Below are 26,746 nucleotides of genomic sequence, written 5' to 3'. Positions count from 1 at the left end.
GGAGGGCCCCGGGGGGATCGGCCGAATCGGATGACAGGAACAAAATAAGAACATATGCTGTGGAACTCCTGTAATCTGCCGCCTGCCGGCCCCTGTTGCCCGATCTGCCCATGCCCCATCGCCGCATCTTATCGCTTTGGTTTCCGCGCCTTGGCGCCGAACGTATCATGCGGGCAGAGCGCGGCGGCATTGCCGGGCCGCTGGCTGTTGCCGGGGAAGTGTCCAACACCCAGGTTATTTCTGCGTTAAACACGGCGGCTTCGGCGGAAGGTTTGCAGCCGGGCCAGCCGCTGCGCGATGCCCATGCGATGTGTGCGGGCCTGGTGGTGCGGCCGCGCAACCGGGCGGCTGAGGCGGCGTTCCTGGCCGCTCTCAGGCGCTGGGCCGGCAAGTTCAGCCCCTGGGTGGCTGAGGCCGGGGAGGACGGGCTGACCATCGACCTTACCGGCTGCGCGCATCTGTTCGGCAGCGAGGCGGCGCTGATGGAGACGGCGGGGCAGGACTGCGCAGAGATGGGCCTGAGCGTGCAGATGGGGCTGGCGGATACCCTGGGCGCGGCCTGGGCGCTGGCGCGCTACGCGGGCGAGGACGCCGCGCCGGACCGCTCGGGCGATGCCATCGACCAGGAGGCCCGGGCGACCCGGTCCCGGGCCCAGAAGCGCAGCCCGCGGCAAAGCGCCAAACGCCGCCACTGGACCCGCGGCGGTGCGGCGCCGCAGCTGCAGGCGCCGCCGCCGGAGCCGGGGCGGATTGCCGGAGCCGGGCAGGCTTACGGCGCGCTTGGGCCGCTGCCGGTGGCGGCTTTGCGGCTGGACGGCGCCACGGTGGCGCAGCTGAACCGGCTTGGCCTCAGGCGGATCGGCGATCTGCTGGGGCAGCCGCGGGCCGGCCTGGCGCGCCGGTTCGGCCGCGGGCTGGTCTTGCGGCTGGATCAGGCGATGGGCAGCGCGCCGGAGCCGGTCTCGCCCGCGCGCAGCCCGGATCATTTTGCGGTGCGGCTGACCCTGCCGGAGCCGATCGGGCTGATGGAGGATCTGCTGGCGGGGATCGACCGGATGCTGCCGCGGCTGTGTGCCCGGCTGGAGACGCGCGGCAAGGGCGCGCGGGTGCTGCGGCTGGAGGCGCACCGCTGCGACCAGGAGATGGAGGCCGTGACCCTGGGCCTGGCCCGTGCCAGCCGCGAGCCGGACCGCATCCGGCCGCTGTTGGAGATGAAGCTGGAGCAGATCGATGCGGGCTATGGCATCGACATGCTGCGGCTGGAGGTGCTGCAGGCCGAAGCGATCCACGCCCGCACCCCCGCGGGCCATATGCAGGCGGGGGCCGCGGCGCGGGCACGGCAGGAGGATGGCGCGGCGCTGGAGGATCTGATCGGCCGCCTGGGCGCGCGGCTGGGGCTGGAGGCGATCACCCGGTATCACCCGGCAGAGAGCCATATTCCGGAAAAGACCTTTACCGTGCAGGCGGCAGCCTGGTCGGAACCTGCGGCGGGCGCGTGGCCGCAGCCGCCGCGGCCGCGGCCGCTGCTGCTCTGGCGGCCCGAGCTGGTCACCGCGCCGGAGCGGCCTGAGGTGCCGGAGCGTTTCCGCTGGCGGGCGCGCGACTGGGAGCTGGCCGGGGCCGAAGGGCCGGAGCGGATTGCGCCGGAATGGTGGCTGGAGGACCCGGAGTGGCGCAGCGGCGTGCGCGATTACTGGGTGGTGGCGACCCGAAGCGGCGAACGGCTGTGGCTGTTCTTTGCCCATGGCGGCGCGCTGTCGCCGGGCTGGTTCTGCCATGGGTCGTTTGCGTGACGGGACACGCGGGGAACAGTTCGATGCGCGGCGAAGGGTTTTGCTTGGGTCTGGCTGCAGGGCGCGCGTAGAGTGCAAACATGATCACACCGCGTTTCGACATTCTGGGCCAGGCCATCAGCGACGCCAGCCGCACGCAGATGCTGTGCGAGCTGATGGAGGGGCGCGCCTATACCAACAAGGAGCTGGCGGCGGCTGCCGGGGTGACGCCGCAGACCGCCTCGGCGCATTTGCGGCTGCTGCAGGATGCCGGGCTGGTGGTGGCCGAAAAGCGCGGCCGCTGTGTCTATCACCGGCTGGCCGGGCCGGAGGTGGCGCATGCGCTGGAGCAGCTGGCGGCGATTGCGCCCGCAGACAGCCTGCACCGGGCGCAGCAGCGCAAGGCGGGGGATCTGGCACAGGTGCGCAGCTGCTATGACCATCTGGCCGGGCCTTTGGCTGTGGCGATGACCCGGGCGCTTCTGGACCGCGGGATGCTGCGGGAGGAACACGGCGCCTTTTGCGCTGTTCCGGCCGGCGAATGGCTGAAGCTTGGGGTTGTTCTGCCTGAGAAACCGGGCCGCCAGCCCTTTGCCCGGCCCTGTCTGGACTGGACCGAGCGCAAGCTGCATGTGGCGGGGCCGCTGGGGCGGCTGATGCTGGATCACGCCCTGGACAGCGGCTGGGTCAGGCGCCGCCGGCACAAGCGCGGATTGGTGCTGACGACGCCTGGCGCACGCGCGCTGGAGCAGATTCTGGGCCTCAGCTGCGGCGGGCTGGTGGCGGCCTGAGGCAGGCCGGAGCGGGCTGAAAACAGGGGGCAGAGCCTGTGCGCCTTCTGCATCACAGGAAAATTCGAAGGGGATAAACCTTGATTTGCCCCGGAAACGGCGCAACCTATACACTATGAGCTTTGATCAGGTGCAGCCTTTTCCCGGATCTTCCTACCCTCAGCAAGTCGCGTTTGACCGGCGGGAACTGTCGGTCATTATGACGTTGTACGGCCGCATGGTCGCGGCGGGGGAATGGCGCGATTACGGGATTGCCTGCCTGCGTGATCTGGCAGTTTTTTCCGTCTTCCGGCGCACCGCAGAGCATCCGCTATACCGGATCGAAAAGCGTCCCAAGCTGCGGCAACGGCAGGGGCAGTATTCGGTGGTGGGCATGGACGGGCACATCCTGAAGCGCGGGGCGGATCTGAAAACCGTTCTGCGGGTGCTGGAGCGCAAGCTGATCCGGTCTGTGGACTGACGGGTGCGGCTGCTGCCGCAGAGGGACCGGAAAACTCAAATTTTCCGGTCAGAAAACTTCGCAAGATTTTCACTGCCTGCGGTGGCTGATGCGGGTCACGCCAGCCGTTTATGTGCGGTGACCGGGCCGTCGCCCTGGGCCTGGATCCGCTCAACCGCCGCTTCGATCGGTTCGATCGCCACCGCCATATCGTGGGCGTTGGCGTGGATCAGAGTGCGGGCGTCCCGCACCAGCGCCACATGGCCTTTCCAGAACAGCAGGTCGCCGCGCTGATAGTCTTTGGAGGCGGCCGCCTCTCCCAACTCTGCCTCCTGCATGCCGCTGTCGCCGGGGCAGGGCATGCCGCAGGCCAGCAGCGCCGCTTGCACCAGGCCGGAGCAGTCGATGCCGAACCGGCTGTTGCCGCCCCAGAGGTAGGGCGTGCCGAGAAACAGTTCCGCCACTGCCGCCGGATCCGCGGCATGGGCGCCCAGCGGCGACAGGTGGCGGGCGGGAATGAACCCCAGGTTGGTTTCAAGAAACCGTCCGGTGCCGCCCAGGGCCTGCACCCGGCTGCCATGGCTGAGCGCCTGCGTCTCCGGCGATTTGAAGTCATCCGCCGAATAGCAGTGGGTCGCCGGGGCGCTGACCCAATGGGTGGCTTCAAACGGCGCTGTGAGGGCCGTGCCGGGCACATATCCGACGTAGGAATCCTTGGCCGCTTGCAGAAACGACCAGCCGTTGCGGTCCTCGTAGACGGTCACCGGCTCGCCATAGACAAGCTGGCGGTCGCGGGCGCCGTCCGGCGCGCGCAGGAGGTCCGCAACCGGCACGCCGATGCGGGCGGCAGTGCCCTCTACCAGGTCCAGGCCGGCGGGAGCATCCTTCAGATGCGCGGCGGCGATGCGGTCATTCACCGGTGTGCGGCGGCGGTCGGTCATGCACTCAAAGCTCCAGCAGGCCCGGCAGCGCCGCAAACAGCGCGCGGGCGCCCTGCAGGGCGCCGCCCTTGGGGCGTCCGGGGGCGGCGCTGGGGGTCCAGCCGTAGATGTCGAAATGCATGTAACGGGCATCGCCGGCAAAACGGCGCAGGAACAGCGCGGCGGTGATCGAGCCTGCAAAGCCGCCGGAGGGCGCATTGTCCAGATCCGCAATGCCGGGTTCGATCATGGTCTCGTAAGGGGCATAAAACGGCATCCGCCAGACCGGGTCGGCGGTGTGCGCGGCACTGGCAGACAGGGCAGCGGCATCGGTATCGCGGTCGGTGTAGAAGGGCGACAGGTCGGGGCCGACGGCGACGCGCGCGGCACCGGTGAGCGTGGCCATGGAGATCAGCAGGTCCGGCTCTTCCTCGGCGGCCAGCATCAGCGCGTCGGCCAGCACCAGGCGGCCTTCGGCGTCGGTGTTGTTGACCTCGACCGTCAGCCCCTTGCGCGAGGTCAGCACGTCGCCGGGGCGGAAGGCGGGGCCGGAGACGGCGTTTTCCACCGCCGGAATCAGCACCCGCAGTTGCAGCTTCAGCCCGGCGGCCATGATCATCCGCGCCAGGCCCAGCACATTGGCGGCGCCGCCCATGTCCTTTTTCATCAGCGCCATGCTGTTTCCGGGCTTCAGGTTCAGCCCGCCGGTGTCGAAACAGACGCCCTTGCCCACCAGGGTGAGCCGCGGCCCGGCGCTGCCCCAGCGCAGGTCGATCAGCCGCGGCGCACGGTCCGAGGCGCGGCCGACAGTGTGGATCAGCGGAAAATTCTGCGCCAGCAGGTCCTCGCCCAGAATGATGGAGGTCTCCGCGCCGAATTCCTCTGCCAGGGCGGCGGCGGCGGCCTGCAGCTCTGCCGGGCCCATGTCAGAGGCGGGCGTGTTGATCAGGTCGCGGGTCAGGCATTCGGCGGCCGCGAGGGATTCCACGGCGCCTGCATCCAGACCATCCGGCGCCACCAATGCAGCGGCCTGTGCCGCGTTTTCCTTGTAGCGGTCAAAGCGGTAGCCGGTCAGCAGCCAGCCCAGCGATTCGGTTACGGCCGCTTCCTGCGGCAGGCCGGAGGCGATCCGGTAGGTCCCGGCGGGCAGTTTCGCGGCGGCCTCGGCCAGCACAAAGCGGCGGCGCGTGCGCGCGGCATCATTGCCATAGCCGGCCAGGGCCATTTCAAAGGTGCCATCCGCCGCCGGCACGGCCACAGCCTGGCCGCAGGCGCCGGTGAAGCCCTGCGCCGTTGCCCAGGCCTGCACGCGCTGCGGCTGGCTGGAGAGCCAGCTGTCGAAAGTGTCGCTTGCGATGACATGCACAGGACAGGCGTCCGGGCTGGGCGCGGCAAAGACGGGCGGCATGGGCATACTCCGGTTGCGGATCAGGAATGATGCGCCAGAGTAGCCGCCGCAGCGCCGTCTGCAAGCCCTGCCGGCCGCCGACCTGTCAGATCGTCATGTCCTGCTGATCCCAGACCGCGGTCAGCGAGCGTTCGCCCACCCGCATCAGCCGGAACAGGATCGCGGCAACCGCCGGAGCATCCTCGGCATCAATGGCCACGGTCGCATCCCTGGCAATGGCTGTCAGCGCCGTCATGCCGATCTGATCGGCCATCGCGATCAGCGACCGGGCGCTTTTGCGCAGGCTGACCATGTCATTCTGCCGCCAAAGCCGCTCGCAATGCGTCAGCCGCACGGCCATTTCTTCGACTGCCCGGCACACCACATCTTCGGCACCGGCTTCGCCGAGCTGATCGTAAAGGGAAGAGAGTTTGTCAGGATCAAGGCGCACTGTTTCCGAGTGCATCACTGTTAAAATATTGGCCACCACATTCACCCAAGTTGTATGTACCCCCACGGCACAACTGCCAGTTTGAGCCCGACAAGTTTTCAAAAGGTTTCCATTGCGGTGATCAAATCCCTCGAATTTACTGACAATGCGGGGTAACACCTCCGGCAATGCGCAATCAATCGGAGGATTCGACAATGGAATTTGCCAAACCTCTCCCCAGTTATCTGGTGACCCGTTACCACGGCTGGAAAGCCACATCTTATAAGGATAACCAGGGCTGGTACCGCCGCCTGGCCACCGAAGGGCAGCGCCCGCGCGCCATGGTGATCTCTTGCTGCGACAGCCGGGTGCATGTGACCTCGATCTTCGGGGCTGATCAGGGTGAATTCTTCATCCACCGCAATATCGCCAACCTGGTGCCGCCCTTTGCTCCAGATGGCGATCACCACGGCACCTCGGCAGCGGTGGAATACGCGGTGACGGCGCTGAAGGTTTCGCATCTGATCGTGCTGGGCCATTCGCAGTGCGGCGGCGTGCAGGGCTGTATCGACATGTGCAAGGGCAACGCGCCGCAGCTGGAAGAGAAGACCAGCTTTGTCGGGCGCTGGATGGAGATTCTGAGGCCCAAGTTCGACGGCGTTGCCGGAATCGAGGATCCGGAGCAGCAAGCGCGCCAGTTTGAGCGCCAGGCCGTTGTTGCATCATTGGAAAACCTGATGACCTTTCCTTTCATCGAATCATCGGTGAAGGCCGGACAGCTGAGCCTGCATGGCCTGTGGACCGATATCGGCGAGGGCGGGCTGGAATGTTATGATCCCAAGACGGGCCTGTTTGCGCCGGTCTGACGTCATGCCGGGTTTTTGCTGATACCAAAAGCAGCTGCCAGATTGGCGGCTGCTTGCGTATAGCCGCCGCCGGCCCCATCGACAAAGTGGATGTGGTCGTCCTCCACCGGCGAGGGCACGATACAGGTGACCATGGCGGCGTCTTGTTCGTGCAGGCCGAATTGCACCAGCCCTGCGCCGGCGGCCTGCTGCAGGCGGCCGCGGATCCGGTTGCTGATGGCCGGGGTGCAATCCAGCGTCATCTTCAGGCCATCGTCAAATTTGCGAAAATCGGAATGGGCTTTGAGAACGGACAGGTAGTGCACCGGGTCAAAGCCGCCCGCCGGGCGCTTCAAGGCGAAAAGCACCCCGGCAAAGAGGCTGTGGAAGAATAAGTAGAATTTCCGCAAGATCACCGGCTGATTCCCGCGGGACGCCTGGGCTTCCAGCGCCAGGCCGGCGGGCGGAAAGCGCAGTTTCGGGCCGGAATCGGGCACCGGGTGGCCGTCTTCCGCAAGTTCAGAGGCCAGATCCAGCAATTCTGCCGAGAGCCGGGCAAAGGCCCGCGGGCTGGTGCCCGGCGCGGGCTGGGCCACCACCGACAGGATAATGCCGTTCCGTGCGGGGGTGTTGCTCCAGCGGCAGGACAGGCCGCTGAGGTCGGGCGGTCCGGCCTGCGGGGCGGCGGCCACCGCAAAGGCGCCGGCCTTCATTTGCGACTCGGCCCAGGCCAGGCCGCCGCCGTTGAACATGGCGAAATCCGCGTGCTCCGACACCGCATAGCGGGCAATCCGGACGTCCAGCCCCTCGGCCCGGATCCAATCCATCGGCAGCATCGCAGCCCGCAGGCTGACGCCGTATTCCGCTTTGGTCCAGCTGCGCAGACCCGCCAGCACTTTTCTGGCGGTGTCCTTGTGCCGGGCCGGCACCGCGAAGGAGGCGCCGTCACCGCCGAAGATAAAAGGGAACGGCTCGCCCTGCAGCGCATTGCGCATGGCGGCGATCACCGCGGTGCCGATCATGTTGACGGTCTTGTAGCGGCCCGCCGCCGCCAGCCCGGTGGAATTGACGATATCGGTGCAGCACAGGTGCCAGTCCGGCGGCAGCGGCACAAAGGCTTCTGGCGCGGCAAGGCTGTCGAAGGACCGGGTTTTCGGCAGGCCGGCATAGAAGCTGTCTGTCGTCATTCCATTCCCGCCCCAGTAACCCGCGCCAGTGACCTGCCGTTTCTTCCTAAACGAATTGTGTGTCAGGGCCAAACATGCAAGCTGTGCCGCGGAAACGGCAAGCCGGGGGGCGGGGAATGCAGGCAGGATTGATTTTATTGTGCCTGGCTTACGTGCTGAGCCAGTTTTTCCGTGCCTTTCTGGCGGTGCTGTCCAGCGTGCTGGCGCAGGATATCGGTGCGGCACCGGATGATCTCGCCTTTGCGTCGGGCATGTGGTTCCTGTCCTTTGCCGCAATGCAGCTGCCGGTGGGCTGGGCGCTGGACCATGCGGGGCCGCGCCGGACCGCGGCGCTGCTGCTGCTTCTGGGCGGCGGCGGCGGGGCGGCGCTGTTTGCCGCGGCGGCCGGGCCCTTGCATGTCAGTATCGCGATGTTCCTGATCGGCATCGGCTGTTCGCCGGTGCTGATGGCCTCTTACTATATCTTTGCGCGCCAGTACCCGCCTGCGCGGTTTGCGACCCTGGCGGCGCTGATGCTGGGGGTTGGGTCGGCCGGCAATCTGGTGGCCTCTTATCCGACAGCGCTGGCGGTGGATCTGTTCGGCTGGCGGCAGACGCTGGCGGGGCTGGCGGTGGTTTCCGCGGTGGTGGCGGCCGGGCTCTTTGTGACCGTGACAGATCCGGACAAGCCGGACGGGGAGCACAAGGGATCGGTGCTGGATCTGCTGAAGATGCCGGCGCTGTGGGCGATTTTCCCGCTGATGCTGGTGGCCTATGCGCCGTCGGGGGCGCTGCGGGGGCTGTGGATCGGGCCCTATCTGAACGACCTTTACGGGCTCAGCACCCAGCAAGTGGGGCTGGCAACGATGGTAATGGGAGCAGCGATGATTGCCGGCACTTTTCTATACGGGCCGCTTGACCGGATGCTGGGCACCCGCAAATGGGTCATACTGGTCGGCAACCTGCTGGCGTGCCTGGCGTTGGGCGGATTGGTTCTGGCGGCTGGCGCGCCGGTCTGGATGCCGGTCCTGCTGATGGCGGCGATCGGGTTCTTTGGCGCCTCGTTCCCGGTGATCATGGCGCATGGCCGCGCCTTTGTGCCGCCGCATCTGGCCGGGCGCGGGGTCACATTGCTGAATTTCTTCGGCATCGGCGGGGTGGGAATCATGCAGTTCGCCACCGGCCGCATCCATGCGGGAATGGCCGGAGCGGACCTTTCCCTGCCCTATACCGGGATTTTCAGCTTCTTTTTGGTCTGTTTGGCGTTGGGATGCGCCATTTATCTGCTGAGCCGGGACAGCATGGACTGATCCGGGACTTTAAACTTGTCCCCGGAGGCAGTATCACTCCGCCGCCGGCCATGGGGCCGGGCATTACTGGAGAAACAGACAAATGGGTTACCGCATCGTCGTCGTTGGCGCCACTGGCAACGTGGGCCGCGAAATGCTGAACATCCTGGCCGAGCGCCAGTTCCCTGTGGATGAGATCGCTGTGCTGGCCAGCCGCAAATCTCTCGGCACCGAAGTCAGCTTTGGCGATAAGACACTGAAGACCCAGGATCTGGACACCTTCGATTTCACCGGCTGGGACATGGCGCTGTTCGCCGTGGGATCCGCCGCGACCAAGGATTACGCGCCCAAGGCTGCTGCCGCCGGCTGCACCGTGATCGATAACTCGTCGCTGTACCGTTACGATCCGGACATTCCGCTGATCGTGCCGGAGGTGAACCCGGACGCCGTGCACGGCTATGCCAAGAAAAACATCATCGCCAACCCCAACTGCTCAACCGCGCAGATGGTTGTCGCCCTGAAGCCGCTGCATGACCGCGCCAAGATCAAGCGCGTTGTCGTCTCGACCTATCAGTCGGTGTCCGGCGCGGGCAAAAACGGCATTGATGAGCTGTGGGACCAGACCAAGTCGATTTACAACCCGACCGATGACAAGCCGGCCCGGCAATTCACCAAACAGATCGCCTTTAACGTCATTCCGCATATCGACGTCTTCATGGAAGACGGCTCGACCAAGGAAGAGTGGAAGATGGTCGCCGAGACCAAGAAGATCATCGACACCTCGATCAAGGTCACCGCGACCTGCGTCCGCGTGCCGGTGTTTGTCGGCCACTCGGAAGCCGTGAACATCGAGTTCGAGGACTTCCTGGACGAAGACGAGGCCCGCGATATCCTGCGCGAGGCGCCGGGCGTCATGGTGATCGACAAGCGTGAAGACGGCGGCTACGTGACCCCGGTGGAATGCGTCGGTGATTTCGCTACTTTCATCAGCCGGATCCGCCAGGATTCGACCATTGAGAACGGCCTGAACCTGTGGTGCGTCAGCGACAACCTGCGCAAGGGCGCGGCCCTGAACGCGGTGCAGATTGCCGAGCTTTTGGGCCGTGAGGTCCTGAAGAAAGGCTAAGCCTTATATCCTTTTGGTGAGGGGGCCGCTTCGCAAGAGGCGGCCCTTTTCTTTTGCGTGGCCTCCGGGCGGGGCGGCGGCTAGGCTCGGCATCGGGCGGGCAGTTTTGCGCCGCGGATATTTGTTTGAGAGATGCCAATGCGATTTCCCATGATGGCCTTTGCCTTCACCTCATTTGCCGTGGCAGCCGCACCCTTTGCGGCGGCCGAAACCATTCCGGTCAGCAGTTCCGTGTCAGAGGTGACGCTGTACCCGGGGCTGGCGGAAGTCACCCGCAGCGCCGCGCTGGCACTGCCGGAAGGCCGCCACCGGCTGATCCTGCAGAATGTTCCCAGGACTGCCTTGCTGGAGACCCTGCAGGTTGAAATTGCCGGTGCGCGCCGCGTGGCCACCCTGCTGCGCGAGGATTATGTGCCGCCGCGTAATGCGGAGGATCCTGAGGCCGAGGCTGCAGAGGCGCGGGTGCGCGAGGCCGAGGCGCGGATTGCAGCGGTGCGGGATGAGGCTGCGCGGGCCCGTTCCGGGGTGCAGGCGGCGGAGGCTTCGATTGGCTTCCTGCAGCAATTGGGCGCGAACGAAGGGCTGGCGGAAGCGGATGCCGCCGCGCTGAGCGCCATTGCCCGGATGATTTCCGACGAGGCCGCCGGAGCCAGCCAGGCGGCGGTGGCGGCAGAGGCAGAGGCCCGCCGGATTGAGCTGCAGCTGGAGGACCTGGAAGAGGAATTGGCAGCGGCGCAGGCGGCGCTGGCCGCGATCACGCTGGAGGATGAAGACCGGCTGTTCATCGCCGTGGATATCGAGGCCGGGCAGGCGGGCGAGGGCGCTGTCAAGGTCAGCTACTACACCGCGGGTGCGGGCAATACCGGCTGGCAGCCGTCCTACGAGATGCACCTCAGCACAGTGAACGGGGAGCAGGTGATCCTGAAACGGGCGGTGATGCTGGTGCAGGATACCGGCGAGAATTGGCAGGACGTGGCGCTGACCCTGTCGACCGCGGTGCCCGCCGGGCAGGGCAGCCCGTCGGCACTGCACCCCAGGCTGCGCCGGATCGAGGAGCCGCAGCCGCCGCGGGCGCTGAAATCAATGGGGCAGGACGCGGCGGAACTGTCTGCGCTGGCAGAGCCGGCAGCGGCGCCCGTTTTTGAGGAGGAGGCCCGCGGCGGCTGGGGCGCTGATCTGGGCGGCGCAGCAGCGGCCTACCGGTTCGGCCTGCCGGTCTCGATTGCCTCCGGCGCCGACTTGCTGCGGCTGGAAATGGACAGCCTGACCGCTGAGGCAAAGGTGCGGGCGGTAGCAGTGCCGTTGCGGGACAAGACCGCCTACCGGGTGGCCGCATTCGCCAACACATTTGGCGAGCAGCTGCTGGCCTCGGACGAGGTTCCGCGGTTTGTTGATGGCAAGCTGGTCACGGTGGAGCCTTTCGCCGGGCTGGCGCCGGGTGCGGAAATGGACGCCGGTTTCGGCCCTATCGAAGGCCTGCAGCTGCGCCGCGACGTGCTGGGGCAGAGCGAGGGGGAGCAGGGGCTGATCTCGCGCAGCAGCGCGCAGGTGCAGAAGGTGGAGATCACGGTGGAGAATCTGACCGCGCAGGACTGGCCGGTACGGGTGCTGGACCGGGTGCCCTATTCGCAGCAGGACGATCTGGAGATCGAGTGGAGCGCGAAACCGCAGCCCGCGGAGGAAAACGTGGAGAAGCAGCGCGGCATCCTGGCCTGGGACCTGGAGCTGGAGCCGGGCGAAAGCCAGACTATCCGCCTGGACACCGCACTCAGCTGGCCCGAGGGGATGGTGCTGCGCTGATCGCCGCCCGGGCGCGGCGCGGAGTCTGGCGGCTGGCGGCGCGCTCCCGCCCGTCGCCGGGTATTGAAAATACCTTCCTCCCGTTGGGCGTGGCACCGCGCCCCGCGCGGTGCCACGCCCAAGCCCGCTGCCGTTGCTCTGGCTCTGCCAGGGCGGCGGGCGGGCACGGGAGAACGTCCATTATCAGGGCCCCAAGGGGCGGTGTTACTCCGCCTTCCAGCGTGCCGCCAGCGCGCGGGCATTGCGGGCAAGCACCATCACGTCGATGCCGACGGCCAGAAATTGCGCCCCCATGTCCGCGTATGCCTGAACGGCTTCCTCTGTGGTTCCGAGGATGCCGGGCGCGAGGCCTGCAGCCCTGATCCGATTGATCGCATCGGCAATCACTGCGCGCACGTCCGGATGCGCGGAGTTGCCCTGATGGCCCATATCTGTCGACAGATCCGCGGGGCCGATGAAGACGCCGTCGATGCCCTCGACCTGCAGGATTTCATCCAGAGCGTCCATCCCGGCACGGTTTTCCACCTGCACCAGCAGACACACCTCCTGATCGGCGGTCTGGATGTACTCCGTCACCGTGCCGAACATGGTGGCGCGGGCCGCCGTGGCGCCAACCCCGCGCAAGCCCTTCGGCGGGTAGTGGCAGGCGCGGACCAGTTCACGGGCCTGATCTGCGCTTTCCACAATCGGCACCAGGACCGTCTGGGCGCCGGCATCCAGCACCTGCTTGATCATCCAGGTTTCGCCAACCGGCACCCGCACCACCGGATGGCTGGGGGAGGCCGCCAGGGCCATCAGCTGGTCGCGGATCGAGCGGATGTCGTTCGGCGCATGCTCGCCGTCGATCACCAGCCAGTCAAATCCGCAGGTGCCCATGATCTCGGCAATCTGACCGTCAGCGAAGCTCATCCAGCAGCCGATCTGGCGCTCGCCCTTGGCGAGGGCTTGTTTGAAGGTGTTCTTGGGCGCGGGCATGGGCAGGCCTCCTGTCAGGCGAAGGTGATGGATACTGAGCCGAAGGGGCCGAAATCGGCGGCGATTTCTGTGCCCGGCGGGCATTCGATTGGGCGGATGAAAGAACCTGAGAGCACGATATCCCCGGCCTCGATCTGTTGTCCATATTCAGCCATCCGCCGCGCCAGCCAGAGCACTGAGGTGACGGGATCATTCAGCACGCCCGCGCCGAGGCCGGTTTCCTCGACCGTGCCATTGCGGGAGGTGATGGCGCCCACCCAGCGCAGGTCGTGGGCGTCGGCCGCGTGGCGTTCTTTGCCCAGCACGATACCGGCATTTGCGGCATTGTCGCTGATGGTGTCGGTGATGATGCGGGCCTGACCGGTCTCCGGATCCGCGCGCAGGATGCGGGTGTCGAGGATTTCCAGCGATGGCGCAACATGGTCCGTGGCGGCCAAGACGTCCGCGCGGCTGCAGTCGGCGCCTGCGAGGGGGGATTTCATGACAAAGGCAATCTCGGCCTCCACCCGCGGCTGGATGAAGCGGCCAGCGGGGACGGTGGCGCCGTTTTCAAAGAGCATATCGTCCAGCAGCACGCCGCTGTCGGGCGTGGTGATGTTCAGCGCCTGCTGCATGGCGCGGCTGGTGAGGCCGATCTTCCAGCCGATCTTGCGCCGCCCGGAGGTCAGTTTTTGCCGTATCAGAGCCTGTTGCACCGCATAAGCGTCCTCCAGCGTCATGCCGGGATAGGCCAGCGAGAGCAGGCCGCATTGCTGGCCGGTTGTCTCAGCCTGGCAGAGCCTTTCGGCGGCTTCCTGATGCTGTTCAGGGGTCATGCCTCATCCTCGCCAAATTCATCCGCGACGGTGTTGCGCAGGGTTCCGATGCCCGCTACGTCAACCTCCACCACATCGCCGGGCACCAGGTATTTCGGCGGATCAAAGCGCGCGCCTGCGCCGGTGGGGGTGCCGGTGATGATGATGTCGCCGGGCTGCAGCGTGGTGAAGGTGGAGATATAGGCGATCTCCTCGCGGATCGGGAACATCATGCGGGCAAGGGTGTCGTCCTGGCGGATTTCTCCGTTCACGCGGGTGATGATGCGGGCATTGTCCAGCTGCGCGGCATCGGTGAAGGGGACCAGCCAGGGGCCGATTGAACCGGAATTGTCCCAGTTCTTGCCTTGCGTGACGTTGAACTTGGCATGGCGCACCCAGTCGCGGATGGTGCCTTCGTTACACAACGTCAGCGCCGCGATGTGGGCATAGGCGTCTTCCGGCTTGATGCGGCGGCCCGGTTTGCCAATCACCACCGCGACCTCGCCCTCGTAATCCAGCGTGTGGTTTTCCGGCGGGCGGATCAGCGGGCGCTCTGCCCCGGTGAAGGAGCGCGCAAACCGCGGAAACAAGGACATGTGCTTGGGCTGGGCCGAGCCGTCCTTGTACTCTGCGTTGCGGTCCGGGAAGTTGACCCCGACGCAGAGGATTTTCTCCGGGTTCGGCACAGGGATTTCATAAGTGAAATCCCTGTGGGTCACGGGTTTGCCCTCGGCGGCTTCTGCCAGCGCGGGCAGGCCGTCTGCCGCGATCACCTCGCGTAAGGAGGGCCAGCCGGGGAACTGCGGCGACAGGGCGATCATGCCGGCATCCGTCACTGCGCCATAGAAGGTCTGCCCATCGGCGGTGTAGGTGGCAAAGCGGGTCATTTCAGGTTCCTTGCGATTTCGGTGATGACGTCGAAGGCCATCATCACGTCGGCTTCGGTGGTCTCGAACTGGCCGGCCTGGAAGCGGATCACCAGATCGCCGTCGACGCGGGTCTGGGTCAGGTAGATGCGGCCGTCGTCGTTGATGGCATTGACCAAGGCGAGGTTCAAAGCGTCTGGATCCGTGGCACCTTGGGGCAGATAGCGGAAGGTCCAGAGCGACCACATCGGCGGCGTCACGATCTGGAAATCAGGCTCTGACTTGAGCTTTTCGTGCAGTTGGTTCGACCAGTTCACATGGTTGCGCAGCCGCTGGCGCAACCCGTCGAGGCCGTAGGTGCGGATCAGGAACCAGATTTTCAGCGCGCGGAAGCGGCGGCCCAGAGGCACCGACCATTCGGAGTAATTGATGATGCCGTCATGGCCGTGGGTCTTGAGGTATTCCGGGCTGATGGCGAGGGTCTGCACCAGATCGTCCGGGTTCTTCAGGAAATGGGCGGAGCAGTCGAACTGCACGCCCAGCCATTTATGCGGGTTGAAGACGATGCTGTCAGCGCGCTCCACCCCCGGCCAGTAGTGGCGGTATTCCGGGCAGATCATGGCGGAGCCGGCCCAAGCGGCATCCACATGGGTGTAGAGGCCGTGTTTTTCGGCCACATCCAGCACCTGGTCCACCGGGTCGGTTGCGCCGGTGCCGGTGCCGCCCACACACAGGATCACGCCGGCGGGCTGGTGGCCCGCGGCGATGTCGGCCTGAATGGCGGCCTCCAGCGCATCCGGGTCCATGCCGCGCCAGTCGCCCTTGATCGGGACCCGGATCAGGTTCTGCTGGCCGATGCCTGCCACCCAGATGGCGCGGTCGATGGAGGTGTGGACCTCGGAGGAGCAGTAGATGCGCAGCGCCTTCTGCCCGAACAGCCCCTGTTGGTTGCCCTGCCAGCTCAGGGCCTTCTCCCGCATGGTCAGCACCGCGGCCAGGGTGGCGGAGGAGGCGCTGTCCTGAATGACGCCCTGAAACTGCTCTGGCAGGTCCAGCGCCTGTCGCAGCCAGTCCATCATCCTTGTTTCCATCTCGGTCGCGGCCGGCGAGGTTTGCCACAGCATGCATTGCGGCGCGATGGCAGAGGCGAGGAATTCGGCCAGCACCGAGGGCGCGGCGGCGTTGGAGTTGAAATAGGCAAAGAAACGCGGGTGCTGCCAATGGGTGATGCCGGGCAGCACCTTGGTCTCGAAATCGGCAAAGATCGCTTCCATCCCCTCGCCCTGCTCGGGCGGGGTTCGGGGCAGGGCGTTCAGCATGTCGCCGGGGCGGGACTGGGCACGCACGGGGCGGTCGCCCACCGTCAGGTGATAGTCCTGCGCCCAGTCCGCGACCTTGCGGCCCCATGCGGAGAAGTCATCCCATTTCATCTCGTATTCCTTAGGTTTGTGCAATTGGCGCGGACCGTGCCTGACCTTCCCCGTCAAACCGTAGGATTGCCTCCGGCAAAACGGAAGGCGCTTCACGCCTCCCCAAGGTCAGGCGCCGTCCTCATGTTGAATCAGGGGGCAATAATCGGCTGCGAGTCCAAGGTGCTGGGTTTCGGGGTGGCGCCTTCGAACACCGAGCCTTCCTCGAACCAGCTGCGCGGGGCAGGGGCGCCCCAGAGGGTCTGGCGCTGCGGATCGGTGAGCGACCATTTGATCGGCTCCAGATCCGGATCAACGGTCTGGTAGTCGGAGCAGTAGATCTCGATCCGGTGGCCGTCGGGATCGCGCACATAGAGGAAGAAGGCGTTGGAAATGCCGTGCCGGCCGGGGCCGCGCTCGATGTTGCCGACGTAACCGGTGGTCGACATCAGGTCCAGCAAGTCGATGATATTGAGCGGGTTCGGCACCCAGAAGGCGGTGTGGTGCAGGCGGGGGCCAAGACCATTGGTAAAAGCGACGTCATGCACGCCGCCCTTGCGGTGCATCCAGGCGGCCCAGACACGGCCGCTGTCGTCATCCTCGGTGTATTCGGTGACGCGGAAACCCATCTCGTTATAGAAGGCGACCGCCGCGTCCACATCCGCACTGAACATGTTGAAATGGTCGATGCGCAGCGGTTTTACCCCGTTATAGAGCCTGTATTTCTGGTGAATCGGCTCCAGCCGGTCCATCCTGACATAGAACTCAAGCGGGATGCCCCAGGGGTCGCGGGTGCGTAAGGTCTTGCCCATGTGGGGGCGGTCGATCCATTCCACCGGCAGATCCCGGGAGGTGAAGAATTCCGCGGCCTTGTCCAGGTCCGGCTCATCGTAAAGCTTGAAGCCCAGAACCCCGACCGAGGCGGTCTCCGCCTTGACCAGCACGATGCAATGGTGGCCGCGTTCCTCCATCGCGCGCAGATAGATGCGGCTGTCGTCCTCGTGCGTGACCTGAAGGCCAAGCGTGTCCACGTAGAAGGCGCGCGAGGCGGCAAGGTCGGTGACGGCGTATTCGACGTGGGACAGCCGGACGATGTTGAAGGGCGGATAGAGGTTTGCGGCGGGGACGGGCATGGTCGGAACCTTTCGCGTGGGGCCGGGGGCGGGAGCGAGGGGCCGGCCCCTCGCGCTCCCCGGAGTATTTTTTGACCAGAAAGAAGCGGGCTCAGGCGCCGAGGCGCGGGATCTTGTGATGGCCGGTGGCAAAGCCGATGTGCTTTTGTTCCATATAGAACTCGAACGACCAATCGCCGCCGTCGCGGCCGATGCCGCTGGATTTGACACCGCCGAAGGGCGTGGGCAGGTGGCGGACGTTTTCCGAGTTCACCCAGATCATCCCGGCCTCCAGCTGATTTGTGAAGCGCAGGGCGCGGGTGAGGTCGTTGGTCCAGACATAGCCGGTGAGGCCGTATTGGGTGTCATTGGCCAGTGTCAGAGCCTCATCCTCGTCCTTGAACCGGATCGAGGTGAGGACCGGGCCGAAGATTTCCTCCTGGGCGATGGTCATATTGCTGGTGGCATTGGTGAAGAGCGTGGGGCGGACGAACCAGCCCTTGTCTCCGGCGCGGATGCCGCCGGCGGCGATGGTGGCACCGCCCTGTTCGGCGGTCTCAAAATAGGACGTCACCTTGTCGAAATGCACCTTATGGATCAGCGGGCCGACCTCTGTGCCCGGGTCCAGCGGGTGGCCGACCTTGATGTTGTTCACACGCTTGATCAGTTTGGCCTCGAATTCCTCGGCGATGCTCTGCTGCACCAGCAGGCGCGAGGAGGAGGTGCAGCGCTCGCCGTTCAGCGAATAGATCATGAACACCGCGGCATCCAGCGCGCGGTCCAGATCGGCGTCGTCAAACACCACAACCGGGTTCTTGCCGCCCAGTTCGAAATGCACGCGCTTGAGGGTATCGGCGCCCTGTTTCATGATCATCGAGCCGGTTCTGGACTCGCCGACAAAGGCGATGGCCTTGATGTCCGGGTGTTCCGTGAGGGCTTTGCCCGCGTCCTCGCCAAAGCCGTTCACCAGGTTCCAGACGCCGGGCGGCAGGCCTGCTTCCTGGGCAATCTCGGCCAGGATGCGGGCGGTGAGGGGGGAGAATTCAGCCGGTTTGTGGACCACGGTGCAGCCGGCCGCCAGCGCAGGCGCGATCTTCCAGGTCGACAGCATGAAAGGCGTGTTCCAGGGGGTGATCACGCCAACCGGGCCGATCGGCACGCGGGTGGTGACATTCATCAGGGTGGGGGATTGCAGTTGCTGGCCGTCACGGGCCGCTGTGGCCTTGTCCGCGAAGAAGCGGAAGTTCTCGGCCCCGCGCAGGGCGGCCTTGGCCATGAAGCGGATCGGCTGGCCGGTGTCCCAGCTTTCGCACAGGGCGATTTCCTCGGCGCGGCCGGCGATCAGATCGGCGATGCGGTGCAGGATCTTCTTGCGCTCCAGCGCCGGCATGTCGCGCCAGGCGGGGAAGGCATCCTTGGCGGCCTTGGCGGCAGCGTCGATATCCGCGGCACCGCCCTTGGCAACAGTGCAGATCACGCTTTCATCCACCGGCGAAGATGTTTCAAACGTGGCACCGGAGGCCGCGGCCCGGCTTTCGCCTGCGATCAGGTTCTGAATGCCGCCGTCGCGGAAGCGGCTCAGGTGGCCGGTCAGCGTTTCGATGTTGGTGGTCAGATCGCGCATCACGGGTCCGCCTTTTGCATATGGTCGCGGATGGTGCCGCATTTCGGAGAAAGGTCCGGGTCGATGTCGCGCATCTCCAGCGAGAGCGCGATGGAGTGCTGCTGCATCGCTGGCGCAAGGAAGGCCCGGGCCGCTTCGAACACTGCCTGGGCCGCGCGTTTGCGGGTGTCTGGATCGCGGCCGGCCCGCAGGCGGATCGAAATATCGATGTAACCGTGCTGCGGGCCGCCATCCGCAATTGAGACGTGACTGGCGGCAAAGGCACGGACCCGGAGGCCCGCCAGAGGAAATACGCCGGTGTCCGCTGCAGCCTGCCGCAGATGGCCGCAGAGCGCGGCTATATCGGCGCGCTCCTCCATATTGGCAGAGTAGTCCAGGGTGATGTGCGGCATGTCCGGTATCCCTTCTGAATTACTTAACATGTTTAGCAAATTAATAGGCGCCAGTCAAGCAGAAGAAATTCAAGCGGTAATTGCGTTTAGCCGTAAGGGCGGTGATAATCGGATATGACCAAGATGATGCCGGCCACTGACCGATCCCTTCCCATCGCGCTGTTGCGGGCGCGTGAGCGTGTGATGGGGCCGATCCGGGCCTTGCTGAGCGGCGCCGGCCTGACAGAACAGCAATGGCGGGTTCTGCGCGTGGTGCAGGAGAGCGGGCCGATTGATCCGACCCAGATTGCGGATAAGGCCTGCCTGCTGCTGCCCAGTTTGACGCGGATCCTGCAGAAACTGGAGGAGAAGCAGCTGATCAGCCGTGAGCGGGATCAGCAGGACCGCCGCCGCCAGGTGGTGCAAATCTCTGAAGCGGGCACCCGGGTCATTGCCGACAACATTGACGAGAGTCTGGAGCTGATGAACCGCACCCGGGCCAAGATGGGGCCGGAGCGCTATGAGGCCCTGCTGGACCTGCTGAACGAGCTGGATCAGATCGATCTGTCCGAGTGAGTCGCCTTTGACGCATATGGCGCGAATGCTGGAGCGGGTGACGCAAACCGGGTGGGGGTTGCGCGTCGGCTGTATTTCCAGTTGATCACGCATTTTTCATTATAATTCAGTTTCTTGAGTGGTGTTTAGCGCAGGGGTTGCGCCGCATGCCATGCTGCGCCTGCATGGATGAATTCCTGATTGTGCCGCAAATGGCGCTGCCAGTGTCCGAAATCACTCTGTGAATTGCCGCATTTCTCAACAAATCTGTCGGTGACAGTTGGTGAGGACAAAATGCGGTACTCTGGCCTGAAAGTGATCAAGGAGGCCCTGACGGGCCACAAGGGATGGCGCCCGACCTGGCGCGATCCGGAACCCAAGAAAAGCTACGATGTGGTGATTATCGGCGGCGGCGGGCATGGGCTGGCAACGGCCTATTACCTGGCCAAGGAGCACGGTATCACCAATGTGGCTGTAATCGAAAAGGGCTGGATCGGCGGCGGCAACGTGGGCCGCAACACCACCATCATCCGTTCGAACTACCTGCTGGACGGCAACGAGCCGTTTTACGAGCTGTCGCTGAAGCTGTGGGAAGGGTTGGAGCAGGACTTCAACTATAATGCCATGGTCAGCCAGCGCGGCATTCTGAACCTGGTGCACTCGGACGCGCAGCGCGATGCGGCGCGGCGGCGGGGCAATGCGATGATCCTGAACGGATCGGACGCGGAGCTGCTGGACGTGGAGGGCGTCCGCGCCATGTACCCGTTCCTGAATTTCAACAACGCGCGTTTCCCGATCAAGGGCGGCCTGTTGCACCGCCGCGGCGGCACCGTGCGCCATGATGCTGTGGCCTGGGGCTATGCCCGCGGCGCGGATCTGCGCGGGGTGGACATCATCCAGAATTGCGAAGTCACCGGTTTCAGGATCGAGAACGGCAAGTGTCTGGGTGTTGAGACCACCAAGGGTTTCATCGGTGCCAACAAGGTGGCGAGCTGCGTTGCCGGGTCGTCGAGCCGGGTGATGGAGAAGGCGGGCATGCGCCTGCCGATCGAAAGCCACGTGCTGCAGGCCTTTGTGTCAGAGGGGCTGAAGCCGGTTCTGGACGGGGTCATCACCTTTGGCGCCGGTCATTTCTACTGCAGCCAGTCGGACAAGGGCGGCCTGGTCTTTGGCGGTGATCTGGACATGTACAATTCTTACGCGCAGCGCGGCAACCTGCCGGTTGTCGAGGACGTGATGGAAGGCGGCATGGCGCTGATCCCCAGCCTGGGCCGGGTGCGGATGCTGCGCAGCTGGGGCGGTATCATGGACATGTCGATGGACGGCTCGCCCTTCATCGACAAGACCCATGTGGATGGCCTCTATTTCAATGGCGGCTGGTGTTACGGCGGCTTCAAGGCGACCCCGGCCTCGGGCTGGTGCTATGCGCATCTGCTGGCGACGGACACCCCGCACAAAGTGGCCACGGCCTACCGGCTCGACCGGTTCCGCAAGGGCTGCATGATCGATGAAAAGGGCCAGGGCGCCCAGCCGAACCTGCACTGAGGAAAGGAGCAAACGATGATTATAGACCATCCGATCCTCGGGCCGCGGGACAGCCAGGAATTCACCTACCTGGGTGACGCGGCGCTGATCGACCGGCCCGACTGGCAGGCCGAGAACGCGGCGGATCAGTTTCACGACTATCTGTACCTGCGCGACAACCCGGCCGGCGAGCACCGCGAGCTGTGGTTCCATGAGCAGGGCGACCGGTCCTGGCTGGTGGTGACCCGCAATACCGTGACCCATGAAATCCTGACTGTCGAACTGGCCCGCGATGTGGCCCGGGCAAGGGGGCGCAGCAAATGACTGATGCAATACTGAATGCCGGAGCCGTTGCGTTCCAGGCCGATGGCAGCACCGGCACCCGCAAGGGCGTGCAGGTGAACCGCCTGGATGGCGGGCTGATCAAGGGCAGCAAGGCGCTGACCTTCACGTTTGATGGCAAGCGGTACAAGGGATTTGAGGGCGACACGCTGGCCTCGGCCCTTTTGGCCAACGGCGTGCGGCTGATGGGCCGCTCGTTCAAATACCACCGCCCGCGGGGTGTGCTGACCTCCGGGTCGGAAGAGCCCAACGCGCTGGTCGAACTGCGCAGCGGCGGCCGGCAGGAGCCGAACACCCGCGCCACCACCGCCGAGCTGTACGATGGTCTGGAAGCCAATTCGCAGAACCGCTGGCCGTCGCTGAAGCATGACTTCATGGCTGTGAACGACCGGTTCTCGAACTTCCTGACCGCCGGGTTCTACTACAAGACCTTCATGTGGCCTGCGGCGTTCTGGGAGAAGATTTACGAGCCGATCATCCGCAAGGCCGCGGGCCTCGGCAGCATCAGTTTTGAGGATGACCCGGACGCCTACGACAAGGGCTTCCTGCATTGCGATCTGCTGGTCATCGGGTCCGGCCCCTCGGGCCTGATGGCGGCGCTGACCGCGGGCCGGGCTGGCGCCCGGGTGATCATCGCGGACGAGGACTTCCTGCTGGGCGGACGCCTGAATGCGGAAACTTTCGGCATCAATGATCTGACCGGCTCAGCCTGGGTGGAGCAGGTGCAGGCCGAACTGGCCGCGATGCCGAATGTGCGGGTGATGCCGCGCACCTCGATCATCGGCGCCTTCGACCACGGCATTTATGGCGCGGTGGAGCGGACCGCCGACCATGTGCTGGCACCGGAAGCGGGCAGGCCGCGGCAGATCCTGTGGCGGATCTACTCCAAGCGGGCACTGCTTGCGGCGGGCGCCACCGAACGTCCGATTGCGTTCGAGAACAACGACCGTCCAGGCGTGATGCTGGCAGGGGCGGTGCGCGCCTATGCCAACCGCTGGGCGGTGACGCCGGATCAGACGGTTGCGGTCTTCACCAACAACGACGACGGCCACCGCACCGCGGCGGATCTGATCGCCAAGGGCGTGAAGGTGACGGCGGTGATCGACACTCGCCCGGATGCGCCCAAGGTTGACGGTGCCGAACTGTTCGCCGGTGCCCAGGTGACCGACACCCAGGGCCGGCTGGGCCTGGAAACGGTGCGGTTGCGTCTGGCCAATGGCGCCACCCGCGATGTGCCTTGCGGCGCGCTGGCGGTCTCTGGCGGCTGGAACCCGAATGTGCATCTGACCTGCCACCAGCGCGGCCGCCCGGCCTGGCGCGAGGACATTGCCGCCTTTGTCCCCGCAGGCGAGCTGCCGCAGAACATGTCTGTGGCGGGGGCCGCCAATGGCGATTTCTCGACTGCTGCCGCCCTGCGCGCAGGGGCCGAGGGCGCGGTTGCTGCGCTGTCGGACCTGGGGATCGAGGCCAAATCCGCCGATCTGCCCGAGGCCGAGGATGCGCCTGTCAACGTGACCCCCTTCTGGTATGTGAAAGAAGGCAAGGGCCGCGCCTGGCTGGACCAGCAGAACGACGTCACAGTCAAGGACGTCAAGCTGGCGCATCAGGAGAACTTCCGCTCGGTCGAGCACCTGAAGCGTTACACCACCCTGGGCATGGCCACCGATCAGGGCAAGACCTCCAATATGGGCGGTCTGGCGATCATGGCCGAGCTGGCGGGCAAACAGATCCCCGAGGTCGGCACCACCATGTTCCGCCCGCCCTATACGCCGGTGTCTTTCGGCGTGATGGCCGGCCGTTCGGTGGGCGAGGAGTTCCGCCCCACCCGCAAGACGCCCAGCCACAAATGGGCTGAGGAGCAGGGTGCGGAGTTTGTCGAGGTCGGCCAGTGGCTGCGTGCCCAGTGGTTCCCCAAGGCGGGCGAAACCCATTGGCGCCAGTCGGTGGACCGCGAAGTGTTGCAGACCCGCAACTCGGTCGGTGTCTGCGATGTGACCACGCTGGGCAAGATCGACGTGCAGGGCAAGGATGCGGCGGCATTCCTGAACAAGATGTACGCCAACGCCTTTGCCAAGCTGCCGGTCGGCAAGGTCCGCTACGGGCTGATGCTGCGCGAGGACGGCATTGCCTATGACGATGGCACCGCCGCACGTTTTGCCGAGGATCATTTTGTGGTGACCACCACCACCGCCAACGCAGTTCTGGTCTACCGCAACATGGAATTTGCGCGCCAGTGCCTGTTTCCTGACATGGATGTGCAGCTGATCTCGACCACCGAGGCCTGGGCACAGTTCGCGGTGGCCGGTCCCAATGCCCGCAAGCTGCTGCAAAAGGTTGTGGATCCTGAATTCGATATCTCGAACGAGGGTTTCCCCTTCATGGCCTGCGGTGAGATCACCGTGGCGGGCGGCTGCCGGGCGCGGCTGTTCCGGATCTCCTTTTCGGGCGAACTGGCCTATGAGATCGCGGTTCCGACCCGTTATGGCGACGCGCTGCTGCGCAAGCTGATGGAAGCGGGAGAGGAGTTCGGCGCGGTGCCCTATGGCACCGAGGCGCTGGGCGTGATGCGGATCGAAAAGGGCCATGCGGCCGGCAACGAGCTGAACGGGACAACTTCGGCGCTGAACCTCGGCATGGGCCGGATGGTCAGCAAGAAGAAGGACTGCATCGGCAATACGCTGAGCGAGCGGGAAGGCATGAACCGGGAGGATGCGCTGAAGCTGGTCGGTTTCAAGCCGGTGAACGCCGCCGATCCGGTGCCGGCCGGGTCGCATCTGATGAACGCCGATGGCGAAGTCAGCGCGGCCACCGATCAGGGCTATATCACCTCGGCCGCCTATTCACCGGTGCTGGGATGCGCGATCGGGATCGGCTTCCTGAAACGCGGCGACGCGCGCCTGGGCGAGGTGATCCGCGCGGTCAACCCGCTGGAAGGCAAGGAAGTCCAGGTCGAAGTTGTCAGCGCGCATTTTGTGGATCCGGAAGGGGAGCGTCTCCGTGGGTAAGTTTGATAATCATGGGCTGAAAGCCATTACGCCGCTGGGCGGGCATGAGCCGCAGGTCGATGCCTTTACCGGGCTGCTGATCCGCGAGGTCGCCGGCCGGGCGCTGGCCTCGCTGGCGGCGCGTCAGGGGCAGGAAGAGGCAGTGAATTCCGCCGCTGCCGCATATCTGGGCGGCGCGCTGCCCGGGCCAGCCGGCTGGACAGAAACCGGGGCATTCGCCACCTGGTGGATGGGGCCGGATCTGTGGATGGTCTCGGCACCGCATGACAGCCACGAACTGCTGGCGGGTGAGCTGAAGCAGGCCGTCGGCGAGGCTGGTTCTGTTGTCGAACAGACCGACGGCTGGTGCCGCTTCGATATGGAGGGCGCGCGCTGTTCCGATGTGCTGGAACGGTTGTGCAATGCTGATGTCCGGGGCGGAAAGGCGGGGAGTGCGGTACGGACCTCGATGGAGCATCTGGGCGTTTTCCTGCTGTGCCATGCTCCGGGGCAGCAGTATTCGATCATCGGCCCGCGTTCCTCTGCCGGCTCCCTGCATCATGCGCTGTTGGCAGCGGCAAAATCGGTGATCTGAGCCGGGCTGAAACAAAAGGGAGCGCCGCCTGTTCCAGTGCGGCGCTTTCCTATTGGTGTGCAGCGAGGCGCCGCAGGGCAGACAGATCGCAAACGGCAGTTCGATCAGTCCTGACCCGCCGTAAGCTTCAGCTGCCGCACTGCAGGCTGCGGGATCACCCTGGCGCCTGCCGGTGACGGCATCAGACAGACGGATAACAGGGACAAAGTCCGGCAGCAGAGCCTGTTGGTCCGCCCGGTGGAGGGCGGTGATCAGTTGTTCCTCCAAGCCGGAAGCGATTGCGGGATTGATTTCCGCCTCCACGCAGCTCCCGCAGGCCGCCGCAAGCGTGCCGCACAACTTGGCAGGCCGTTGCCGGCACGTGGCGATCGGGGGCAAGAAAGCCGAAGATCCTGTTGTTTTGCGAAAGCAGCGGCATGCTGACCTTTGCAATGCGGTGGAGGTAATCCAGGTGCACGCCAATCCGTCTTTCCGCGCGGCGGATCAATATGCGGCAATGGGGGGCAGACACGCCTGTTCCTCTCAACACCGCCCGTACCAATAGGGGGGCGTACCAATAGGGAGAGTAGCCGGGCGCGCATTTGTGTTAAGCCGGGAAAACCCACCGCTGCTGCCCGGGATGCGTCAGGCTGACGGAATGGGGCGGTTGTCCTGGACCCGGAACAGGTTCACCTTCCGGCGTTCCTCCTGCGGGGTGACGCCAAAGCTGTCGCGGTAGTGCTGCGACAGGGTGGAGGAGGTGGCGTATCCAACCGCATTGGCGATCGAGGTGATGGAATCCCGGGAGTACATCACCAACTGCCGGGCCGCGTTCATCCGCAGGGTGCGGTAGTAGATTGCGGGGCTTTGCCCGGTGGCGGATTTGAAGCTGCGCTCCAGCTGCCGCGGGGAGACGCCGATTTCGCTGGCGGCGTCGCGGATCGACACCGGATGCTCCAGATTGTCGGCAAAAAGCTCCACTGCCTTGGCGACCGGCGGCGGCAGGCTGTCGGCGGTGCTGTCGGTCTTGAAGGCGGGGATTTTCTGACGCACGCCTTCGGCCCGGACCATCGGGTGCTGGAACCAGCAGGCGACTTCGGTCATCACCGCGTCGCCGAGGGCCTGTTCAATCAGCTTCAGCGACAAGTCGAACATTGCCGCAGCACCGCTGGCGGTAAAACGGCGGCGGTCCAGAACAATTACATCGTCGACCGTGGCGAGCGATGGGAATTCAGCGCTGAAGGCGGCCTTGTAGCACCAGTGGACCGAGCAGCTGTGCCCGTCGAGCAGGCCGGAACGGGCCAGCGGGAACACCCCGCCTGACACCGCGCCCATGGTGGTGCCGTGGCGGGCCAGGTGGCGCAGCTTGCCGTTGGATCCTTTGGGGTCCTCGAACTTGCCTTGCGGGCTGGACAGCAGAAACAGCGTGTCGATGTCCTCGGCCTGGTCCAGGGCGCAGTCGGGCTGAAACGCCACATTGGCAGAGGCGTTCACGCCGGCGCCGGTTTCCGAGACCAGTTTCCAATGAAAGGTTTCAGTGCCGGCAATTTCATTCGCCGCCCGCAGCGGCTCGATAGCCGAAGTGAGGCAGGCCATTGGAAAGCCGGGGAAAATCAGAAAGCCGAGTGTCATGGTTTTATCGCGCTGCATA

At 65.2% G+C, this 26,746-nt stretch carries 24 protein-coding genes; 12 read left to right on the top strand and 12 right to left on the bottom strand.

Annotation, left to right across the window (positions count from 1 at the left end):
- Positions 1-110: 110 nt before the first annotated feature.
- The 3 genes from METH_RS17790 (at position 111) to METH_RS17780 (ending at position 3,023) form a co-directional block, all read left to right on the top strand.
- Entirely contained in the window at positions 111-1,793 is a 1,683-nt protein-coding gene (locus METH_RS17790; protein ID WP_024091860.1) for a Y-family DNA polymerase, read from the top strand.
- A gap of 80 nt (positions 1,794-1,873) precedes the next feature.
- On the top strand, positions 1,874-2,563 hold the full coding sequence (locus METH_RS17785; protein WP_024091859.1) for an ArsR/SmtB family transcription factor: 690 nt from the start codon (positions 1,874-1,876) through the stop codon (positions 2,561-2,563).
- 115 nt (positions 2,564-2,678) lie between these two features.
- The gene (locus METH_RS17780) at positions 2,679-3,023 is read left to right on the top strand and encodes a DUF2794 domain-containing protein (protein ID WP_024091858.1); all 345 of its coding nucleotides are present in this window, start codon (positions 2,679-2,681) and stop codon (positions 3,021-3,023) included.
- Positions 3,024-3,118: 95 nt separating this feature from the next.
- Here the strand turns inward: METH_RS17780 and METH_RS17775 are convergent, their stop codons facing one another.
- From METH_RS17775 to METH_RS17765, 3 genes are all read right to left on the bottom strand, one after another.
- Entirely contained in the window at positions 3,119-3,943 is an 825-nt protein-coding gene (locus tag METH_RS17775; protein WP_024091857.1) for a C40 family peptidase, read from the bottom strand.
- Positions 3,944-3,947: 4 nt separating this feature from the next.
- Entirely contained in the window at positions 3,948-5,330 is a 1,383-nt protein-coding gene (locus METH_RS17770) for a leucyl aminopeptidase family protein (protein ID WP_024091856.1), read from the bottom strand.
- An 85-nt stretch (positions 5,331-5,415) separates the two neighbouring features.
- The gene (locus tag METH_RS17765; RefSeq protein WP_052348742.1) at positions 5,416-5,775 is read right to left on the bottom strand and encodes a hypothetical protein; all 360 of its coding nucleotides are present in this window, start codon (positions 5,773-5,775) and stop codon (positions 5,416-5,418) included.
- 179 nt (positions 5,776-5,954) lie between these two features.
- On the opposite strand from METH_RS17765, the gene METH_RS17760 reads away from it, so the two are divergent.
- Positions 5,955-6,605, top strand: a complete 651-nt coding sequence (locus METH_RS17760; RefSeq protein ID WP_024091854.1) for a carbonic anhydrase — start codon at positions 5,955-5,957, stop codon at positions 6,603-6,605.
- 2 nt (positions 6,606-6,607) lie between these two features.
- Here the strand turns inward: METH_RS17760 and METH_RS17755 are convergent, their stop codons facing one another.
- A complete protein-coding gene (locus METH_RS17755) occupies positions 6,608-7,771 on the bottom strand; it encodes a DUF3095 domain-containing protein (protein ID WP_024091853.1) in 1,164 nt (387 codons plus the stop codon).
- Between the two features lie 116 nt (positions 7,772-7,887).
- Between METH_RS17755 and METH_RS17750 the strand changes: the two genes are divergently transcribed.
- The 3 genes from METH_RS17750 to METH_RS17740 all read left to right on the top strand — a co-directional run bounded on the left by METH_RS17750 (position 7,888) and on the right by METH_RS17740 (position 11,965).
- Positions 7,888-9,060 (top strand): MFS transporter, encoded by a 1,173-nt coding sequence (locus METH_RS17750; protein ID WP_024091852.1) that lies wholly within the window; start codon positions 7,888-7,890, stop codon positions 9,058-9,060.
- Between the two features lie 82 nt (positions 9,061-9,142).
- A complete protein-coding gene (locus tag METH_RS17745) occupies positions 9,143-10,165 on the top strand; it encodes an aspartate-semialdehyde dehydrogenase (RefSeq protein ID WP_024091851.1) in 1,023 nt (340 codons plus the stop codon).
- Between the two features lie 138 nt (positions 10,166-10,303).
- Positions 10,304-11,965 (top strand): DUF4139 domain-containing protein, encoded by a 1,662-nt coding sequence (locus METH_RS17740; RefSeq protein ID WP_024091850.1) that lies wholly within the window; start codon positions 10,304-10,306, stop codon positions 11,963-11,965.
- A 204-nt stretch (positions 11,966-12,169) separates the two neighbouring features.
- Here METH_RS17740 and METH_RS17735 read toward each other — a convergent pair whose 3' ends face one another.
- From METH_RS17735 to METH_RS17705, 7 genes are all read right to left on the bottom strand, one after another.
- Positions 12,170-12,940: an HpcH/HpaI aldolase family protein gene (locus tag METH_RS17735; protein ID WP_024091849.1), complete on the bottom strand. Its 771-nt coding sequence runs from the start codon at positions 12,938-12,940 to the stop codon at positions 12,170-12,172.
- A gap of 14 nt (positions 12,941-12,954) precedes the next feature.
- Positions 12,955-13,755 (bottom strand): 2-oxo-hept-4-ene-1,7-dioate hydratase, encoded by an 801-nt coding sequence (gene hpaH / locus METH_RS17730; RefSeq protein ID WP_024091848.1) that lies wholly within the window; start codon positions 13,753-13,755, stop codon positions 12,955-12,957.
- Entirely contained in the window at positions 13,752-14,621 is an 870-nt protein-coding gene (locus METH_RS17725; protein ID WP_024091847.1) for a fumarylacetoacetate hydrolase family protein, read from the bottom strand. Before METH_RS17725 ends, hpaH begins: the two co-directional genes overlap by 4 nt.
- Positions 14,618-16,030 (bottom strand): pyridoxal phosphate-dependent decarboxylase family protein, encoded by a 1,413-nt coding sequence (locus METH_RS17720; RefSeq protein WP_024091846.1) that lies wholly within the window; start codon positions 16,028-16,030, stop codon positions 14,618-14,620. The genes METH_RS17725 and METH_RS17720 overlap by 4 nt, the downstream gene beginning before the upstream one ends.
- Positions 16,031-16,161: 131 nt before the next feature.
- Positions 16,162-17,142, bottom strand: coding sequence for a 3,4-dihydroxyphenylacetate 2,3-dioxygenase (hpaD, locus tag METH_RS17715; protein ID WP_024091845.1), 981 nt, complete (start codon positions 17,140-17,142; stop codon positions 16,162-16,164).
- Between the two features lie 91 nt (positions 17,143-17,233).
- Positions 17,234-18,745 carry a 5-carboxymethyl-2-hydroxymuconate semialdehyde dehydrogenase gene (hpaE, locus tag METH_RS17710; RefSeq protein WP_024091844.1) on the bottom strand — a complete coding sequence of 504 codons (1,512 nt, stop codon included), beginning with the start codon at positions 18,743-18,745 and terminating at the stop codon, positions 17,234-17,236.
- Positions 18,745-19,137 (bottom strand): 5-carboxymethyl-2-hydroxymuconate Delta-isomerase, encoded by a 393-nt coding sequence (locus METH_RS17705; RefSeq protein WP_024091843.1) that lies wholly within the window; start codon positions 19,135-19,137, stop codon positions 18,745-18,747. The genes hpaE and METH_RS17705 overlap by 1 nt, the downstream gene beginning before the upstream one ends.
- Positions 19,138-19,251: 114 nt before the next feature.
- Between METH_RS17705 and hpaR the strand changes: the two genes are divergently transcribed.
- From hpaR to METH_RS17680, 5 genes are all read left to right on the top strand, one after another.
- Positions 19,252-19,692 carry a homoprotocatechuate degradation operon regulator HpaR gene (gene hpaR, locus METH_RS17700; RefSeq protein ID WP_024091842.1) on the top strand — a complete coding sequence of 147 codons (441 nt, stop codon included), beginning with the start codon at positions 19,252-19,254 and terminating at the stop codon, positions 19,690-19,692.
- A 273-nt stretch (positions 19,693-19,965) separates the two neighbouring features.
- On the top strand, positions 19,966-21,216 hold the full coding sequence (locus tag METH_RS17695; protein ID WP_024091841.1) for a sarcosine oxidase subunit beta family protein: 1,251 nt from the start codon (positions 19,966-19,968) through the stop codon (positions 21,214-21,216).
- Positions 21,217-21,231: 15 nt separating this feature from the next.
- Positions 21,232-21,519, top strand: coding sequence for a sarcosine oxidase subunit delta (locus METH_RS17690; RefSeq protein ID WP_024091840.1), 288 nt, complete (start codon positions 21,232-21,234; stop codon positions 21,517-21,519).
- Entirely contained in the window at positions 21,516-24,542 is a 3,027-nt protein-coding gene (locus tag METH_RS17685; protein WP_024091839.1) for a sarcosine oxidase subunit alpha family protein, read from the top strand. Before METH_RS17690 ends, METH_RS17685 begins: the two co-directional genes overlap by 4 nt.
- On the top strand, positions 24,535-25,116 hold the full coding sequence (locus tag METH_RS17680; protein ID WP_044008491.1) for a sarcosine oxidase subunit gamma: 582 nt from the start codon (positions 24,535-24,537) through the stop codon (positions 25,114-25,116). Before METH_RS17685 ends, METH_RS17680 begins: the two co-directional genes overlap by 8 nt.
- Before the next feature lie 624 nt (positions 25,117-25,740).
- Here METH_RS17680 and METH_RS17675 read toward each other — a convergent pair.
- Positions 25,741-26,745 carry a GlxA family transcriptional regulator gene (locus METH_RS17675; RefSeq protein ID WP_024091837.1) on the bottom strand — a complete coding sequence of 335 codons (1,005 nt, stop codon included), beginning with the start codon at positions 26,743-26,745 and terminating at the stop codon, positions 25,741-25,743.
- Position 26,746: the final 1 nt, after the last annotated feature.

Origin of the sequence: Leisingera methylohalidivorans DSM 14336, assembly GCF_000511355.1 — a bacterium.
GTDB lineage: Bacteria > Pseudomonadota > Alphaproteobacteria > Rhodobacterales > Rhodobacteraceae > Leisingera > Leisingera methylohalidivorans.
Note: the sequence above shows the minus strand (reverse complement) of the source record. Positions and strands in the feature narration are given on the sequence as shown.